This is a genomic window from Lysinibacillus sp. IITD104, assembly GCF_036698265.2.
GTDB lineage: Bacteria > Bacillota > Bacilli > Bacillales_A > Planococcaceae > Lysinibacillus > Lysinibacillus boronitolerans.
Window position 1 is genome coordinate 439,909 of the sequence record NZ_JBAHYH020000001.1, and the last position, 16,468, is coordinate 456,376.

Sequence of the window (16,468 nt, forward strand, 5' to 3'; positions counted from 1 at the left end):
CGAGTGCGAATTTGTACTCGACGCTTTTTTGTTTCGAAGTAGATGAATACTGCAAGAGGTATTAAGTCTTGTTTTCTGTGTTATAGAACAAAATAAAATGTATAAAATATCCATTTTTATCATCTGAATGGTTCTATTTTATGGTAGTGTGAGAAAAATCACATCCAATAAATTGTTATGTTGCTAAAATATAAGTGAGAATACAAAGGGGGGTATTATAGATGAAACCTATAGTAGCAGGAGTAGCAGGAACAGTACTGTTAGCAGGCGCCATTTTTGTTGGGACGTTTGTCAGTGACAAAATTACAGTTGATTCGAATGTGAGTGAGAAAGAAGCGACAGTGCAAACACAATTACCAACAACAGCAGCTGCTCAGTCAGTGGTCTATGCTCCGCCGAGTATTGAGGAAGTACCAGAAGGTCCAATGAAAGAAGCAATATTATATGGCTATGAACTTGTAAATAACACGCATGTTGCGGCAGATGAATATGTGGGCAACCAATTATCTTGCACAAGCTGTCATGCTGGTGCTGGCTATGATGAGCAAGCCTCCTCATTAGTAGGTGTAATGGCAAATTATCCACAGTATATTGGACGCTCGGGTGGTGTGGTTACAATAGAGGAGCGCATTAATGGCTGTATGGTTCGTAGTATGAATGGTAAAAAATTCGAAATGAATAGTGATGAACTAGAGGCTATGGTGGCGTATTTTGCTTATATTTCTGAAGGTGTTCCGATTGGAGCAAAACGTGAATGGGCGGGCACTAGTGATATGAAGAATGTGCCGATCCCAAATGTTGCAGATGGTGAGGAGCTTTATGCGCAGTCCTGTATAGCCTGTCATGCAGCAGATGGCGCAGGAACTGGTGCTAATACTGGCCCGGCTTTATGGGGAGATAATTCATTTAATGATGGCGCAGGCATGGCACGTATGTCAAAAATGGCTGGCTATATTCAAAATAATATGCCAATAGGTGCAGCAGGAACATTAACAGATCAAGAAGCTGCAGATTTAGCTGCCTTTATTTTATCGCAGGATCGTCCAGAGTGGGCAAACCATGAAAAAGACTGGCCAAAAGGCGGGCGTCCAAATGACATCATGAATAAGGAAAAACGTGAACAAGTTAAAAATGGAACGATTGACTGGGAGAAAGTTTTGTCTACAAACTAACGAAGAAAAGGGATGCTCATAATTGGCATCCCTTTTAAGTTATTTAAAATTATACGCAGTTACGATTTTATCTCTGTTTGTTGTAATGTCTGTAAAATATTCATATAAGCTAATCCCAAGGAATGACCCGCTTACATTAAAGATGTTAGAAAAACCGCTATTTTGAAGGGTCATAACAGCATTATAGCTACGTTGACCGGATCGGCAATGTACATATACTGCTTGATCCTTTGGGATTTCATTCATTCTTTCCCGAAGTTCACTTAGAGGAATATTGTGTGCATTGATGAGATGACCAGATTCAAATTCATTTTTTTCACGAACGTCTAAGAAATAGGCTTGATTTTCAATGAGTTTCCTCACTTCATCAACTTGTACCTGCTTAAAGTGTCCGTGTAATAGATTTTGAGCTACAAGAGCTGCCAAATTGACAATATCACGGGCAGTGCTAAACATTGGAGAATAAGATAACTCTAGCTCCTTTAAATCTTCTAAAGTACCGCCCATTGTGATGAGGGTAGCTATAACATCAATCCTCTTATCTGCATTACCTTTACCTATTGCTTGAGCCCCTAGTATTTTACCCGTGGGTGTTTCATAAACGAGCTTAAAGTGAAGTGGATTACTATTTGGCATTAGTCCTACTTTGTCGGGAGCTATCAAATAAACACTTTTCGCTGGAAAACCATTTGCCAGGGCTGTTTTTTCGTTTAAGCCTGTTGTCGCACATGCGAGGTCGAAAATTTGTACACTTGAAGATCCAATGACTCCCTTGTTGTGATGAGGGATGTTATACATATGATTAGCTGCAGCACGTGCTTGTCGTTGAGCGGGTCCGGCTAAAGCAAGGCGCGTCTGCTTATGGGTAAGCTGATGGAATACTTCAATTGCATCTCCCACGGCGTATATGGAAGGATCGGACGTCACGTAATTTGCATCAACTTGAATACCTCCGAGTTCACCGATTGTTAGCCCGGCCTCTTTAGCTAAGCGGATTTCGGGGCGAACGCCAATCGCTAATACTACTGCCTGTGCTTTCAATTGTTTGCCTGAGTTCAACGTCACATTATTTGGTGTAACCTTTGCAAGACCGTCATTGACAATAACTTGAACCCCTTTATCAGTCATTTCCTTGTGTAAGATTTGAGCCATATCATAATCAAAAGGGGCCATAATTTGTTGGCCAAATTCAACTAGAGATACATTATAGCCTGCTAGCTTCAAATTTTCTGCTACCTCTACACCAATGAAGCCTCCGCCAACCACGGCAATATCCTGTACATTATCTGTTTGTAGATACCAATTTAAACGGTCAATATCAGCCACGTTTCTAATGGTAAAGACGTGCTTAGAATGAATGCCCTCTAAGTCAGGGACGATAGGACTTGCTCCTGGGGATAAAATTAACGTATCGTAACTTTCCTCATAATCTCTATTCGTTTTTAAATCCTTAATGGTGATGGTTTTTTGCTCTCTGTTAATACGTACAACTTCTTGCTGAACACGAGCCTCTATATTGTATTTTGTTTGGAAGCCTTGAGGCGTCATTAAAATTAATTTGTCGCTATTTTCAACAATCCCGCTTAAATGGAAGGGGAGAGAACAATTAGAGAATGAAACATTCGGCCCTTTTTCAAACATAATAATTTCTGCCTTTTCATCGAGACGACGAAGACGTGCCGCTGTGGATGCACCACCTGCAACGCCACCGACTACTAAAAATTTTTTACTCAATTATAAACACTCCTTTTCTCGTTAAATACATATTGGGGTATTTAAAAGCTTTTAAATAAAGGTTTTGTTTCTAAAAATAGGTGAATTATGTAGTTTTAATACTACAAATAAATAATATACCCTAAAGGGTATATTATCAAGGTGCGAGATAAATAAATTTTCTGTGGTGTTCCTCGTTCAAGAAAGTTGGTGCATAAATTTGCTATACTAGCGGTAGTAGGAAATGGAAATGGCACAGGGGGTGACACTGTTGATCATATTGAAATTTTTAATCCAAATACTGGTAGTTTCGGGTTTGATTTATATTGTGAGTGGACGATTAATTGGCTCAAATATTAATTTCGTGAGAAGAGTGCTGTCAGTCGTTATTAGTGTGATATTAACCTCTTTTGTTTACTGGTATTCTTATCTGCGCCATACAGATTTTTTATCAGAAACGATGATGCAAACAGTAACTGAGGTAAGCACACTGATTTGGATCGGTAGTATGCTACTAATTTCGATGTTGCTTTATTTGGTATTTGAGCTTTTTGACCCAAGTGGCATTACAAATGGAGATCGCCGTAACGGCCAAAAATCTTTATTATTGCGATTGCGTAGCTACTGGCGACAGCAGAAACGCCTGCGTCAGGTATTGAAAATTGCTGTTACAAACGGTGTTGTACAAACGATTAAATATGCGAGGCAACGGGAAAATGAAAAAGAGCTTGCGATTGCTTTGCGAGCAACACTAGAACAATGCGGTGGGATTTTCATCAAGTTTGGCCAGGTACTCTCCACACGAAAAGAGCTTTTTTCACCTATTTTTATTGATGAATTAGAAAGACTCCAACACCGAGTAAAACCTTTATCAGAGGAGCAAGTGAAACAAATTTTAGAGAGGTCTCTTCCGCAATCCATGGGCGAAATATTTAGCCAATTTCAAATGGAACCCATTGCAGCAGCCTCTATTGGCCAGGTGCATAAAGCAAGGCTTAAAGATTATGAAGAGGTGGTAGTCAAGCTATTGCGTCCAGAAGTAAAGGGAATTATGCGCGATGACCTTGAAATTTTAGAGGAATTTGCTAACTGGCTATCCACAAAATCGACGTGGGCAGAATCATTGGGCTTTCGAGAGTTGGCCGGGGGATTTGCAGATGGACTACGTGAGGAGATTCATTTAGATATTGAAGTACGTAATACGCTACAGGTGAAGAATGCACTGGCGAAAAGTGATTACAAGGTTCGAATTCCTAAAATATTTACGTCTTACAGTAATGAAAATGTTATTGTGATGGAGTATATTCGTGGACAAAGTGTGGCAGATGGGGCATCTGAATTTAATCGTTTGTCTATTGATCGTAGGCAGTTTGCAAGAACCGTACTGTATTCATTTTTTGAGCAGATGCTATTCTCTGGTATTTTTCATGCAGACCCCCATCCAGGAAATATCCACATAGATGAAACAGATGGCACACCTGTTTTGCTTGACTTTGGTGCAGTAGGACGTTTAGGTGCAACACAGCAAGAAGGCTTGAAGTTATTTTTGATGGGTATTCAACTAAATGATTCAAGCGTTTTATACGATGGTTTAACACTATTAGTGGAAAATGCTGATCATGCAGAACGTGCGAGAATGGAACAGGCAATCGATCAAATATTACTGAAAATTTCCTATGTTGACCGTATACCTACTGAAGAACTAATTCACGCGCTCTTTACAGTGGTAAGAGATTTTGGACTTGCATTTTATCCAGCGGTGGGATTGGCTCTCCGTTCCTTAGTGACGTTAGATGGCACACTACGGGTAATAGATCCACGTTTTGATATTTTTACAGAGGCAAAGGATTTTTCTGCTACATATATGCGTGCCTCTTTCCTTAAGCCATTTAAAGAACCAATGGCCACAAAGGAGAGGCTGCAAGAAGAATTATCTATGCTTATACCGACTTTACGTAAAATGCCTAGAAGAGTCGATCAGCTCATTCAGCGAGTTGAAAGTGGAAAAATCATTTTACATCATGATGTCTTTTCGGATGAACATAACGCACGTTTTATTACACATTTGTTTTCTCAATTTGTATTGCTGCTGGTGGGTATAACTTTTGGTATTATATCTGTCGCTCTTTTAGCTATTTCACAATTTATCCACGATTCTTATGCGGTCTATTTGAACACAGCGGCATATTTAGGTTTATTTTTATGTGCTATTTTGTTAGTGAGATTATCTATACAAGCATTAAGGTCGATGAAGCAATAGGTAGGGAATCTTTTCCCTACCTTTTTCTTTGGCATCCTCAAATATTACAAAAACATTACAAAAGATCTGTTAGGTCTAATGTCGAATTAGCTAATAGTTTCTCTGTGTAGAAGAAAAATGTATTATGTAGAATAATGTAGTTTAAGTGCGAATGTTACAGAAATATTTCGAGTTTTACTAATGTATTAAATAGACATGAAATAGTATAAAAGTTATGTAGAAAATGCTAAACTTTAAAAGGCTAAAATAAATATAAGAACATTTAATTAAAATAGAAATCGTTCAAGTGATTACATAGAATATCGAGAGCGAAATTGATAGACGAAGGGAAATGAAGGTAACGTGGCTAAGCGTAACAAATGGCGTAAGTCGATGGTGCTAGCATTAGCACTAGCTGGCGGCTTATTATTTAATACAATTCAACCAACAGAAGTACATGCCGAAGAAACTTCTCAACAAATGATTGAGAAAAAGGCTGAAATAGATGCACAAATTAAAAAATTACAAGAAGAACTAACGAAACTACAACAAGAGATCGACGCAAAAGTAAAGGTATTTAAACAAGTACAAGCTGATATTAAAGAAGTGGATGCTAGTATTGCTGAAACACAAAAACGCATTGAGCAACGTTCAAAAATTTTAAGTGAACGAATGGCTGCATATCAAGCGCAAGACAACACTGTAGGTGTTTATTTAAACGTAGTTCTTGAGGCAAAAAGCTTTGCAGATTTAATGGATCGTGTCGTAGCGGTAAAAACATTAATGGATGCTGACCAAGAATTAGTGGATCAACAGGAAGCAGATAAAGCAAGCTTAGAGCAACAAAAAGCTACATTAGATGAAAAGCAAAAGGAACTTCAAAAACAATTCCAAGAGCTTCAGCAAAAAGAAAGCGAAATGGAAGTGAAGAAAGCTGAGAACGAAGCGAAATCACTTGCACTAAAAGCTGAAATTGCAACGAAACAAGAAGAAGAACGTTTAGAGGCAGAGCGTAAAGCAGCTGAAGAAGAGGCAGCTCGTTTACGTGCACTTCAAGCAGCTACACCAGTTATACAAGCAACTCAAAATAATGGTGGAGGCGAACCACAAAAAATTATTGTTGGGTCAGGAGCTGGTACTGTTTCTTCAGGAGATGCCATTTCAACGGCTAAACAATTCCTAGGACGTCCTTATGTTTGGGGTGGTAGCAACCCATCAACAGGTTTTGACTGTTCAGGTCTTGTACAATGGTCATATAAGCAAGCGGGTGTTTCTTTACCTCGTACAGCATCACAGCAATATCTAGCAACACAACGCATTTCAGCAGGTGAAGCACGTGTTGGGGATTTAGTATTCTTCAGCTATGGTTCAGGGGTAGCACACGTAGGTATTTATTTAGGTAACAACACAATGATCGATGCTCAAAACAATGGTGTCGTAATTGAATCACTTGATTGGTGGAATCAATACTTAGTAGGCTTCGGACGTATTCAATAGGCCTCACTATTATATAGACGGTTGACATAAGAAAAAGGTCATCTTTGTAGATAAAAATATACAAAGATGACCTTTTTATTTTGCTTTTCTTTCAAAAGAAACAAGACTGCTACTTCTATCCTGGAAGAGAGATTTTTCTAGTAAGCTAGATTAATATCAAATTTTAAAATTTACTTTGATGACACCTGTCTCTTTCAAGGCAATAAAGAAAATAATAACGAATGGGCCGACAAGTAAACCGATAATACCAAATAACTGTAGACCTATGAACATGGAAATTAATGTTGGCAAAGTAGATAAACCGATATGGTCTCCCATTAATTTAGGCTCGACTACTCGACGAATAATAAGTAAAATAGCAGCTAAGATGAATAATTTTACAGCTATAGAGGTGTTTCCCATTAACAGGTGGTAGAGTCCCCAGGGCGCTAGAATAATGATAGAGCCTAGGAATGGTACAATATCTATTAACCAGATAATAATCGTCATTGTTACTGCGTATTTCGGTTGGATTAACAGCAGTCCAATGAGTGTGACGCCTCCAATAATAAAGCTTACAAATAAGTGAGCCTTCATATAGCCAAATGTAGCATCTTTTAGGCGATTTAAAATAATTTTTATTTTCTTTGCTGTATTGGGCTTTAAATATTTATAAGTGATTTGCTTTAACTTAGGCAAATCAAGCATAAATAGAAATAGCGCAATCATATAAACGAGAAGACTGATAAATAGGCTGGGTATCTCTGAAAAGAAGGCAGAAACTTTGCTATAATTAAAGAAGCTTAAAAAGGATTCTTCAACTTTCTTTATGAAATCCATTGTGGTTTTTTGAAGCGAAGCACTTACTTCAGGTGGAAAGTCTTCTGTGTATTTAGAAATATTTTCTTGCATATGAAGCCACATATCTGATAGCTTGGAAATATAATAAGGAGCTTGCTTAGACAGTAAAATTATTTGCGTCATAATTTGTGTAATGGAAAGATAGCAAATAATAGAAATAACAAAAACACTCACTATGTAAATAAAAGCAACTGCTATTTTCCGTGACATTTTCCATTTCCGTTTAAAGAACATGACAATTGGTTCTAAGAAAAATGCACTAATCCCAGCAAGTATTAAAGGCATGGATACGGGGATAACAAAATAGGCAGCTATAAGTAGTGATAAAATCACAATCAACCGAAAAATCAATTTCCTAGCATGAAATTTATTCATAAACTCACCTTCTTTGCGAAAAAAATTAAGTTAAGTGTACCATAAATCAAGTTTTATTACGTTCTGAAACAATAAAGGTAGGGATAAATTATGGAAAAAGAGATTTTGCAACTTTTTAGTAATCTAACAGAGCATGATCGCGATATTCAATATGAATCTTACGAGGAATTAATGAAAATTATGCAGGAACCTGTAGATTGGACATATGCAGTTTGGGAACAGCTAATAAAAGCACTTACATACAATAATGGTTATTCTCGTGCACGTGCTGCACAAATTTTATGTGCTTTAGCTGCAAAAAGTGATCCAGAAGAAAGGGTCTTGGAGGATTTTTTAAAGATTTGGGCTGTGACTTACGATGATCAATCTGCTACAGCGAGGCATGCATTACAAGCAATTTGGAAAATTGGACAAGCGGGTCAGGTACAAAGAGATTTGGTTGTGTCGTATCTAGCTAAAAGATTTCAAACATGTATAGATGAAAAACAGCCATCTCTTATTCGCCAGGATATTATTATGTCATTTAAAAAGCTATATGATCAAACGAATGACTCGAAATTATTAGACATTGCCCATCGTTTAATTAATGAGGAACAAGATGCTAAATATAAAAAGAAGTATAAGTCAGCCATCCGTTCAAAGTAGCGAGATGGTGTTTTTTTGTGCAAATTCTTTGATGAACTGTAGAATAGTCAACTATAATGAATGAAAAAAAGAGGTTATGGCATGAGCATTTATAATTATCTAATACGAAAGCCTAATGGTGAAATTTTATCGATGGAAACATATCGTGGAAAAACAATGTTAATTGTTAACACGGCAAACCAATGCCGATTTACATATCAATTTGAAGACTTACAGAAAATGTATGATAAATATGGAAAAGAGAATTTTGTAGTTCTTGGATTCCCTTGTGATCAATTTGGTCATCAAAATCCTGAAGATGGAGAGGAAACAAAGCATCTATGCAAGGTAAACTATGGAGTCACATTCCCGATTTTTGAGCTTGTACAGGTAAATGGAGAGGCAACACATCCACTCTTTAATTATTTAAAGCATGAAGCGGATTACCGCGAATTTGGGAAGGCAAGTATGCAGGAGAAAATGCTGGCAGAAGCAATAGTTCAACTTGCTCCAAGCTTTTTAGATGGTCGTAATATTCGCTGGAACTTTACAAAATTTCTAGTAGATGCTAATGGTAAAACCGTTGCTCGCTTTGAACCAACAGATTCACAGCTTGATATTGAACAAGCAATTGAAACACTATTGTAGTAAACTTATTAAACAGTTTTAATTCTTCTCTTAAAGTAGCAATATTGCTGTAATTTTAAAGTTATCCATTCTAAGTATAGCTATTTTTTCTGAATCATATATGATAAACTGCTTTACAAATGAAATATTCTTGCAGAATAAAGGTGCTAGTTAGCATAATCGGGAATCCGGTGAAAAACCGGAGCTGTTTCCGCAACTGTAAGTACAGCCAATATAAAGATTTACCACTGTCTCAAAGAAGATGGGAAGGTACTTTATAACTCATTTGTTTCATGTGATGAACTGTACAAGCCAGGAGACCGACCTTTATTTGAACGTATAAAAACTTCTCGGAAGCTAGGAGGATATACGGCAAATACATAGGCTATGTCCAGTTTGATGGTACTTATTATGTTATTTTTGTCGTTCCTTTGCAAAAGGAGCGATTTTTTTATGCCTTTCAAGTAAGAATTTTTCATTATAGAAAGTAGGGGGGAAGCAAGTGAAAAAAGATGCCCGTTATTCTTGTTATCCATTTATGCGTGAGAAAGCTTCAACGGTAGATTTTGAAATTCGAACAGATAGCCTTACAACACATTTAGGAGTTGCATTAGCTGCAGTAAAAAAAGAGGATGTTCAAGTTGTTGCTGAGGATTTATTGCTTATTTTACCTATGGCTTATCATGTAAATGGCTCAGTTCGTGGGAAATTAGCAGTAACTGAAGAGGATTTATCTTGGTTAAGTGAGCGGTATGATTTTTACGTTCGCCATGTGAAGGAAGAGATTCAAAGTTTTGTTTTACCACAAGGAACAGAGGCCGCTGCTGCTCTACATCTTTGCCGCAGTGAAGCGAAAAAATCATATCGTATCTTACACAAAGTATCAGAAGAACGAGAGGTTCCTGCTATTCTTTTCGATTACCTTGGCTTATTAGCTAATGTATGTTTTGTTATGGCTGTGTTTATGAATCAGCAAGCAGGAATAGCTGAAATACCATTTATTAGTAAATCTTACCCAATGAAAAAGAAAAAGGAGAATAACAATGAAGAAAGTATTTAATTTCCAATGGCTATCAGTGCTCTTACTTGCACTGGTATTAGCAGGCTGTGGCACGGCTGAAGATACAACAAATAAAGAAGCTTCACAGGATATACAACAAGAAGAGAAAACAAGCTATAAAGTGACAGATGATCGTGGAGTGGAAATAGAGTTTAATGAAGTACCGAAAACAGTCGTATCATTACAACCGAGTAATACTGAAATTTTGTTTGCTTTAGGTGTTGGCGATAAAATTGTGGGGGCAACTGAGTACGATACTTACCCAGAGGAAGCACAAAAAATTGAACGTGTCTCTGATACTATGAATTTTAACAGTGAAAGAATTATAGCGTTAAAGCCAGATGTTGTCATTGCTTATACAATCGGTGATAAGGATGCACTAAAGCCGCTTGAGGATGCAGGAATTAAAGTGTTTGTTATTCAATCTGCGACTACTTTCGAAGATGTTTATGGAGATATCGAACAAATTGCTGCAGTGATGGATGTTGCGGATAAAGGAAATAAATTAAACGAAGAGATTAAAGCGAAAATTGCTGAAGTCCAAACGAAGGTGAAGGACGTAAAAACGCCAAAAAATGTTTATTTAGAGGTTAGCCCTAAGCCAGACATTTATACAGCAGGCTCTAGTACTTTCCAACAAGAAATATTGGATGCAGCTAATGTTAATAATGTTTTTTCTGACCTGACTAGCTGGGCAAAAGTGAATGAGGAAGATGTTATTGCAAAAAATCCAGATGTTATTTTAACGACAGTAAACTATACAGAAGATCCTATAGGGGAAATTCTTGGACGAGATGGTTGGAATACAGTGACAGCTATTCAAAACAAAGCGGTGTTGTCTCTTGATACAGATATCTCTAATCGACCTGGTCCACGTATTGGTGAAGCTGTAGAATTAGTAGCGAAAGCTGTATATCCAGAGTTATTTAAATAAAATATTATTCCATGCTAGCTGTAAGCCTTTCAGCTAGTATTTTTTGTGTTTTAATTATTACCTAGCGTGAAAATTGGAATTAATGTAGTTTGTTCTTTAGAATAAAAGTAAGTATGCTCGATAATTTTAGGAGGTGTAGTGATTGGAACAATTAGAGACAAAGGTGATTCCATTTGAGGCAGTCTATAATTTCCGAGACATGGGTGGATATAAGACAAGGGATGGACGTAGGGTAAAGAACGGATTATTTTACCGATCAGCGGCCCTTGGGAAAATGACACTGGCGGATAAAGAACTATTTGAAACGCTAGGGATTAAAACTATTTTTGATTATCGCGATAACAATGAGGCATATCATAATCCTAACCCAGTGTTCTCGAATGCTCAATATATTCAAATCCCAGCGAAGGGTAAGCATGCTTTTGAAATGCCTACGAATGCTGAGGGTAGAGATTTTTATAAAGCGGTAAGCCCTGATATGTTCCGGGATTTTTATGCACAAATGCCTTTTAACAATCCTTCATTTAAAGAGTTAATGCAAACGATTCAAAATCCTGATAATCTAGGTCTTGTTCACCATTGCGCAGTTGGTAAGGACCGAACTGGTATTGGGGGAGCTCTTATTTTACTAGCTTTAGATGTACCTGAGGAGACTATCATGGAGGACTATTTAGATACCAATATGTATTTACGTCCAATGGTGGAAAGAATGGCTCAGGCTATTCAGCATCAGTATAATGAGCAAGAACTACAGCAATTTTATGCTTTAATGTCCGCCCGTGAAGACTATTTACAAGCAGCACTGGATGCTATGGATGGTCGCTATGGTTCAAAGGCTGGGTTTTTAGAGCAGGAATTTGGCCTAACAATTGAAAAACGAGAGCAATTGCAATCCTATTGCTTAATTTAAAAATGTGCCCCTTCACTCCTATGTGAGAGGGGTTTTTTTATGTGGAAGCGCTGTCTTCCTATAAATCTCTTTACAGTCAAAATATTTGTGATAAGATACAATAGATTTTTAAGAAAATATAGGAGAAGTGAAAGTATTGGCAGACACAATTAAAGAGACAAATAAGTTAAGTCTATTCCATTTAACATGGCCGATCTTCTTAGAAGTTTTTCTATTTATGTTGATGGGACTAGCCGATACTTTTATGCTCAGTGCTTTATCAGATAATGCTGTATCAGGAGTAGGTGCAGCCAATCAATATATCCATATTGCCATCTTAATACTGGAAGTAGTGGGCAATGGTGCATCTATTGTTGTTTCACAGTATTTAGGTTCCAGACGCTTTTTTGAGGCGGCGAAAATCTCGGCGTTAGCGGTCACGATGAATTTGGTCGTTGGGCTTTTAATGAGTATTTTATTTTTCTTCTTTGCGAGACATTTAATGACAATGATGAACCTGCAGGGAGAAGTACTCCACTATGCACAAAGTTACTTAGTCATCATTGGGAGTTTTATTTTCCTGCAGGCTATTATTAATGCACTTGCTGCAATTATTCGTGTACATGGTTGGACAAAACAAACTATGTACGTTTCACTTGGCATGAACGTCTTACATGTTGTGCTAAACTACGGTCTTATTTTTGGGAATTTAGGTTTACCAGAGCTTGGTGTGAAAGGAGCGGCTATTTCCTCAGTCATTAGTCGCGGACTAGCCGTACTAGTATTTTTCTGGTTGCTATATCAGGTAATGGAAGTACGCGTAAAGTTACAATATTATTTTGAGTATTCAAAGGAATATGTAAGAAAAATACTAAACATTGGTTTACCATCTGCGTTTGAGCAGGTGCTTTATCAATTTTGTCAAATCATCTTTTTATATTATGCGACTTACTTAGGAGCAGAAACGCTAGCAGCACGACAGTATGCTATGAATATTTCGATGTTTACGTATTTATTTGCGATAGCCATTGGTACAGGAACAGCCATTATTATTGGTCGTCATGTGGGTGCAGGCGAGCAAGATGAGGCGTATCATCAGCTATGGAAAAGTGTTCGAGCAGCATTTGTTTTTACGATAATTATGGTCGCATTCGTTACGATTTTCCGTAAGCCCCTCATGCAGGTTTTTACTGATAATCCAGAGGTCATTAAAATTGGAGCGTCCGTGTTAGCTCTAAGTATATTACTAGAGACTGGTCGCACGATGAATATCGTTGTCATTAACTCTTTACGCGCTTCTGGGGATGCTAGATTCCCAGTGAAAATTGGTTTCCTATCGATGGTTTGCATGAGTCTGCCGCTTGGCTATTTATTTGTATTTGTGTTGGATTGGGGCTTGGTCGGAGTATGGCTAGCCATTTCAGCAGATGAATGGGTGCGGGCGATTATTGTATACTTTAGATGGAAAAGTCGTAAATGGGAGCGTTATGCTCTTGTATCACCGAACGACAAGAAGGAGGCATAGAAATGGGCGCATTATCGAAACGTGCTATCGGGGCAGCATTAATGGATCAACATATCACCCTTTTTGCTTGTCCGATCTGTCAGCAATCAATGCATGTCTATGAGCAAGGGAGATTGGTTTGTGCTTCTAACCATTCCTTTGATATTGCGAAACAAGGCTATGTCAACATGTTGACACATAGCGCTGCTTCTAAATATAGTAAGAGCCTTTTTGAATCCCGCAAGGCTGTTATTGATAGTGGGATTTATGATGCTGTAGAAGCCCGAATCGGTGAGCTTATAAGCTCAGCAAAAACGGTGCTTGATACTGGTTGTGGAGAGGGCTCACATTTAGCTCGCATTATGAATGATAGAAATCATGGTATTGGCGTTGGAATTGACATAGCAAAGGAGGGCATTTTGGCTGCAGCACGTCATTATCCTCAACAAATTTGGTGTGTAGGGGATTTAGCTAAAAGTCCATTTGCTCAGACAAGTTTCGATGCAATTTTAAATATATTATCGCCAGCAAATTATGAGGAGTTTAAACGACTTCTTAAACCGAATGGCTGTCTTGTAAAGGTTGTTCCGCAAAGTGGATATTTGCAAGAACTGCGTGCTCAATTATATGCAGATTCAAGCAAGGAAACTTACTCAAATGAACAAATTGTGGCTCGTTTTCAAGATAGTTTTCGTGAGGTAAACGTAGAACGCATAACTTATACTTTACCGCTTGCAGATGAACTAGTACCTGCGCTATTAGAGATGACACCAATGGGCTGGCATAAAAAAGAGGAAACAGCCATTGTATTAAATGAAATTACGATTGATGTGGATCTATTAGTAGGGAAGGTTTAAGTTGGTCACCTGCAATTGCAGTATACTGGTCTTTTCGATTACAATGGGAATAACTATTGAATAAGGTAGGAATGTAACAGTGTATAAACTAGCAGCAAATGTTGTCAAAGTAATATTAAAATTAATGGGTTCAAAGGCTCGTGTGTATGGAGAAGAAAACTTGCCAAAAGAGGGTGGTTTTATTATAGCTTGTACACATACAGGCTATGTTGATATTTTAAACCTTGGTGTAGCCATGTACCCCCGTGAAATTCACTTTATGGCGAAGAAGCAATTATTTGAAATGAAAGGGCTTGGCTGGCTTGTTAAGCATTTAAACGCTTTCCCGGTAGACCGTGATAATCCTGGACCAAGCGTGATTAAAATCCCTTCACAGTTATTGAAGGAAGGGAAAATTGTAGGGATTTTTCCCTCTGGTACACGCAGTGCAGACGGAACAGATTTAAAACAAGGTGCTATTACCATTGCACAGTTGGCAAAGGCGCAAATTGTTCCAGCTGCTTATGTTGGTGCGCGTAATGCTGGAGATGTCATGAAGCGTGGCAAAGGCTATTTAATTTATGGTGAGCCATTTTATGTAACAGGTAAGGGAAAAGAAGGCCGTGAGCAGTTTACTCAACACCTTGAGCATGAGCTAGTCGCTCTAACAGAAGAATTACAGAAACGTATTCCCGTAAAATAAAAGAAAATGGCACTCAGAATCAAATTGATTTTGAGTGCTTTGTTGTAGGAGGAAAATAAAATGATTCGAGTACTTTTCGTGTGTTTAGGTAATATCTGTCGCTCCCCCATGGCAGAGGCGATTATGCGCGACTTGGTGAAGAAAGAGCATTTAGAAGATAAAATTGAAGTGGATTCTGCTGCTACTAGTTCGTGGCATATCGGTGAACCTCCACATCGGGGTACACAGGATAAGCTTAGGGAATATGGTATTTCCACAATAGGTATGCAAGGTCGACAATTACAAAAGTCAGATTTTGAAAAGTTTGCTTATATTATCGGAATGGATGAAAGCAATATTCGTAATATCCGCACAATACTAGGCAATCCAAACTCGCCAAAGATTTTTCGTTTTTTAGATTTAACACCGCATCGTAAGGATGTCTCAGATCCTTATTATACAGGTGATTTTCAGGAAACTTATGATTTGGTGCAGGAAGGTTGTCAGGCATTACTAGAAAAAATTAAACAAGAGCTGTTGTAAGAGGGCGCTAAAAACGTAAATTTTAACAGTGATTTCTTCAGAAAAATGCTACCTTAAACATTGGTATATCTAGCTTTGTAAGCATCATTGTGTTATTATTTGCAGAGTAAAGATACGATAAGTATTTAATTACCATTTACAGATATGCAACTGCGTATCTATTATTTTTATAAATTTATCTTTTGAAAGAGAGTGGAAACAATGGGTCGTAAGTGGAACAATATTAAAGAAAAGAAAGCGTCTAAAGATCAAAGCACAAGCCGTATTAATGCAAAATTTGGACGAGAAATTTATGTGGCAGCTAAATCGGGCGAACCAGATCCAGAGTCAAACCGTGCACTTAAAGTAGTACTTGAACGCGCAAAAACATACAGTGTTCCAAAACATATTATAGAAAAAGCCATCGACAAAGCAAAAGGTGGCGGTGATGAAAACTTTGATGAATTACGATATGAAGGTTTTGGACCAGCCGGCACAATGATTATCGTGGATGCTTTAACAAACAATGTAAATCGTACAGCATCTGATGTACGTGCAGCATTTGGTAAAAATAACGGGAATATGGGTGTCAGTGGATCTGTAGCTTATATGTTCGATTCAACAGCAGTTATTGGCTTAGAAGGCAAAACGGCTGATGAAGTACTAGAGATTTTAATGGAAGCTGATATTGATGCTCGCGATATTCTAGAAGAGGAAGAAGCCGTAATTATTTATGCAGAGCCAGATCAATTCTTTGCGACACAAGAAGCATTGAAGGCTGCAGGCGTAGAAGAATTTACAGTAGCAGAGCTTTCTATGCTTCCTCAAACAGAAGTGACTTTAACTGGCGACGATGTAGCGAAGTTTGAAAAACTAATTGATGCATTAGAAGATTTAGAAGATGTACAAAATGTCTTCCACAATGCAGATTTAGGCGAATAAACCAATTAGCAA

The 16,468-nt window shown here is 37.8% G+C and carries 15 protein-coding genes and 1 riboswitch; of the genes, 13 read left to right on the forward strand and 2 right to left on the reverse strand.

The window, feature by feature from the left end:
- Positions 1 to 221: 221 nt before the first annotated feature.
- Positions 222 to 1,172 carry a c-type cytochrome gene (locus V1L66_RS02305; RefSeq protein WP_016992904.1) on the forward strand — a complete coding sequence of 317 codons (951 nt, stop codon included), beginning with the start codon at positions 222 to 224 and terminating at the stop codon, positions 1,170 to 1,172.
- Between the two features lie 39 nt (positions 1,173 to 1,211).
- On the opposite strand, the gene V1L66_RS02310 is transcribed toward V1L66_RS02305, so the two are convergent.
- A complete protein-coding gene (locus tag V1L66_RS02310) occupies positions 1,212 to 2,906 on the reverse strand; it encodes an FAD-dependent oxidoreductase (RefSeq protein WP_333004712.1) in 1,695 nt (564 codons plus the stop codon).
- Positions 2,907 to 3,156: 250 nt separating this feature from the next.
- Here V1L66_RS02310 and V1L66_RS02315 point away from each other — a divergent pair, with 250 nt between their 5' ends.
- Together V1L66_RS02315 and V1L66_RS02320 are read left to right on the forward strand one after the other, a co-directional pair.
- Positions 3,157 to 5,145 carry an AarF/UbiB family protein gene (locus V1L66_RS02315; RefSeq protein WP_333004713.1) on the forward strand — a complete coding sequence of 663 codons (1,989 nt, stop codon included), beginning with the start codon at positions 3,157 to 3,159 and terminating at the stop codon, positions 5,143 to 5,145.
- A gap of 342 nt (positions 5,146 to 5,487) precedes the next feature.
- Complete coding sequence (locus V1L66_RS02320; protein WP_312123935.1) at positions 5,488 to 6,621, forward strand: NlpC/P60 family protein; 1,134 nt, start codon at positions 5,488 to 5,490, stop codon at positions 6,619 to 6,621.
- A gap of 156 nt (positions 6,622 to 6,777) precedes the next feature.
- On the opposite strand, the gene ytvI is transcribed toward V1L66_RS02320, so the two are convergent.
- On the reverse strand, positions 6,778 to 7,836 hold the full coding sequence (gene ytvI / locus V1L66_RS02325; protein WP_036079481.1) for a sporulation integral membrane protein YtvI: 1,059 nt from the start codon (positions 7,834 to 7,836) through the stop codon (positions 6,778 to 6,780).
- 90 nt (positions 7,837 to 7,926) lie between these two features.
- On the opposite strand from ytvI, the gene V1L66_RS02330 reads away from it, so the two are divergent.
- The 10 genes from V1L66_RS02330 to V1L66_RS02375 all read left to right on the forward strand — a co-directional run bounded on the left by V1L66_RS02330 (position 7,927) and on the right by V1L66_RS02375 (position 16,456).
- Complete coding sequence (locus V1L66_RS02330) at positions 7,927 to 8,481, forward strand: hypothetical protein (RefSeq protein WP_016992907.1); 555 nt, start codon at positions 7,927 to 7,929, stop codon at positions 8,479 to 8,481.
- 81 nt (positions 8,482 to 8,562) lie between these two features.
- Positions 8,563 to 9,108 (forward strand): glutathione peroxidase, encoded by a 546-nt coding sequence (locus V1L66_RS02335; protein WP_333004718.1) that lies wholly within the window; start codon positions 8,563 to 8,565, stop codon positions 9,106 to 9,108.
- A gap of 124 nt (positions 9,109 to 9,232) precedes the next feature.
- Positions 9,233 to 9,431, forward strand: a riboswitch (cobalamin riboswitch).
- Between the two features lie 158 nt (positions 9,432 to 9,589).
- Positions 9,590 to 10,147: a hypothetical protein gene (locus V1L66_RS02340; protein ID WP_016992909.1), complete on the forward strand. Its 558-nt coding sequence runs from the start codon at positions 9,590 to 9,592 to the stop codon at positions 10,145 to 10,147.
- Positions 10,131 to 11,081: a cobalamin-binding protein gene (locus V1L66_RS02345; RefSeq protein WP_333004721.1), complete on the forward strand. Its 951-nt coding sequence runs from the start codon at positions 10,131 to 10,133 to the stop codon at positions 11,079 to 11,081. Before V1L66_RS02340 ends, V1L66_RS02345 begins: the two co-directional genes overlap by 17 nt.
- Before the next feature lie 142 nt (positions 11,082 to 11,223).
- Positions 11,224 to 11,991, forward strand: coding sequence for a tyrosine-protein phosphatase (locus tag V1L66_RS02350; RefSeq protein ID WP_312123937.1), 768 nt, complete (start codon positions 11,224 to 11,226; stop codon positions 11,989 to 11,991).
- A 136-nt stretch (positions 11,992 to 12,127) separates the two neighbouring features.
- A complete protein-coding gene (locus V1L66_RS02355; protein WP_333004723.1) occupies positions 12,128 to 13,495 on the forward strand; it encodes an MATE family efflux transporter in 1,368 nt (455 codons plus the stop codon).
- A 2-nt stretch (positions 13,496 to 13,497) separates the two neighbouring features.
- A complete protein-coding gene (locus tag V1L66_RS02360) occupies positions 13,498 to 14,331 on the forward strand; it encodes a putative RNA methyltransferase (protein WP_016992912.1) in 834 nt (277 codons plus the stop codon).
- Positions 14,332 to 14,410: 79 nt separating this feature from the next.
- Positions 14,411 to 15,013 carry a 1-acyl-sn-glycerol-3-phosphate acyltransferase gene (locus V1L66_RS02365; protein ID WP_016992913.1) on the forward strand — a complete coding sequence of 201 codons (603 nt, stop codon included), beginning with the start codon at positions 14,411 to 14,413 and terminating at the stop codon, positions 15,011 to 15,013.
- Between the two features lie 60 nt (positions 15,014 to 15,073).
- Positions 15,074 to 15,535 carry a low molecular weight protein-tyrosine-phosphatase gene (locus V1L66_RS02370; RefSeq protein ID WP_333004725.1) on the forward strand — a complete coding sequence of 154 codons (462 nt, stop codon included), beginning with the start codon at positions 15,074 to 15,076 and terminating at the stop codon, positions 15,533 to 15,535.
- 201 nt (positions 15,536 to 15,736) lie between these two features.
- Positions 15,737 to 16,456: a YebC/PmpR family DNA-binding transcriptional regulator gene (locus tag V1L66_RS02375; protein WP_016992915.1), complete on the forward strand. Its 720-nt coding sequence runs from the start codon at positions 15,737 to 15,739 to the stop codon at positions 16,454 to 16,456.
- Positions 16,457 to 16,468: the final 12 nt, after the last annotated feature.

Excerpts from the sequence above, each read along its gene's own strand:
- V1L66_RS02335 (WP_333004718.1), top strand. The coding sequence starts at position 8,563 with ATGAGCATTTATAATTATCTAATACGAAAGCCTAATGGTGAAATTTTA.
- V1L66_RS02370 (WP_333004725.1), top strand. The coding sequence starts at position 15,074 with ATGATTCGAGTACTTTTCGTGTGTTTAGGTAATATCTGTCGCTCCCCC.
- ytvI (WP_036079481.1), bottom strand. The coding sequence starts at position 7,836 with ATGAATAAATTTCATGCTAGGAAATTGATTTTTCGGTTGATTGTGATT.
- V1L66_RS02345 (WP_333004721.1), top strand. The coding sequence starts at position 10,131 with ATGAAGAAAGTATTTAATTTCCAATGGCTATCAGTGCTCTTACTTGCA.
- V1L66_RS02360 (WP_016992912.1), top strand. The coding sequence starts at position 13,498 with ATGGGCGCATTATCGAAACGTGCTATCGGGGCAGCATTAATGGATCAA.
- V1L66_RS02330 (WP_016992907.1), top strand. The coding sequence starts at position 7,927 with ATGGAAAAAGAGATTTTGCAACTTTTTAGTAATCTAACAGAGCATGAT.
- V1L66_RS02305 (WP_016992904.1), top strand. The coding sequence starts at position 222 with ATGAAACCTATAGTAGCAGGAGTAGCAGGAACAGTACTGTTAGCAGGC.
- V1L66_RS02375 (WP_016992915.1), top strand. The coding sequence starts at position 15,737 with ATGGGTCGTAAGTGGAACAATATTAAAGAAAAGAAAGCGTCTAAAGAT.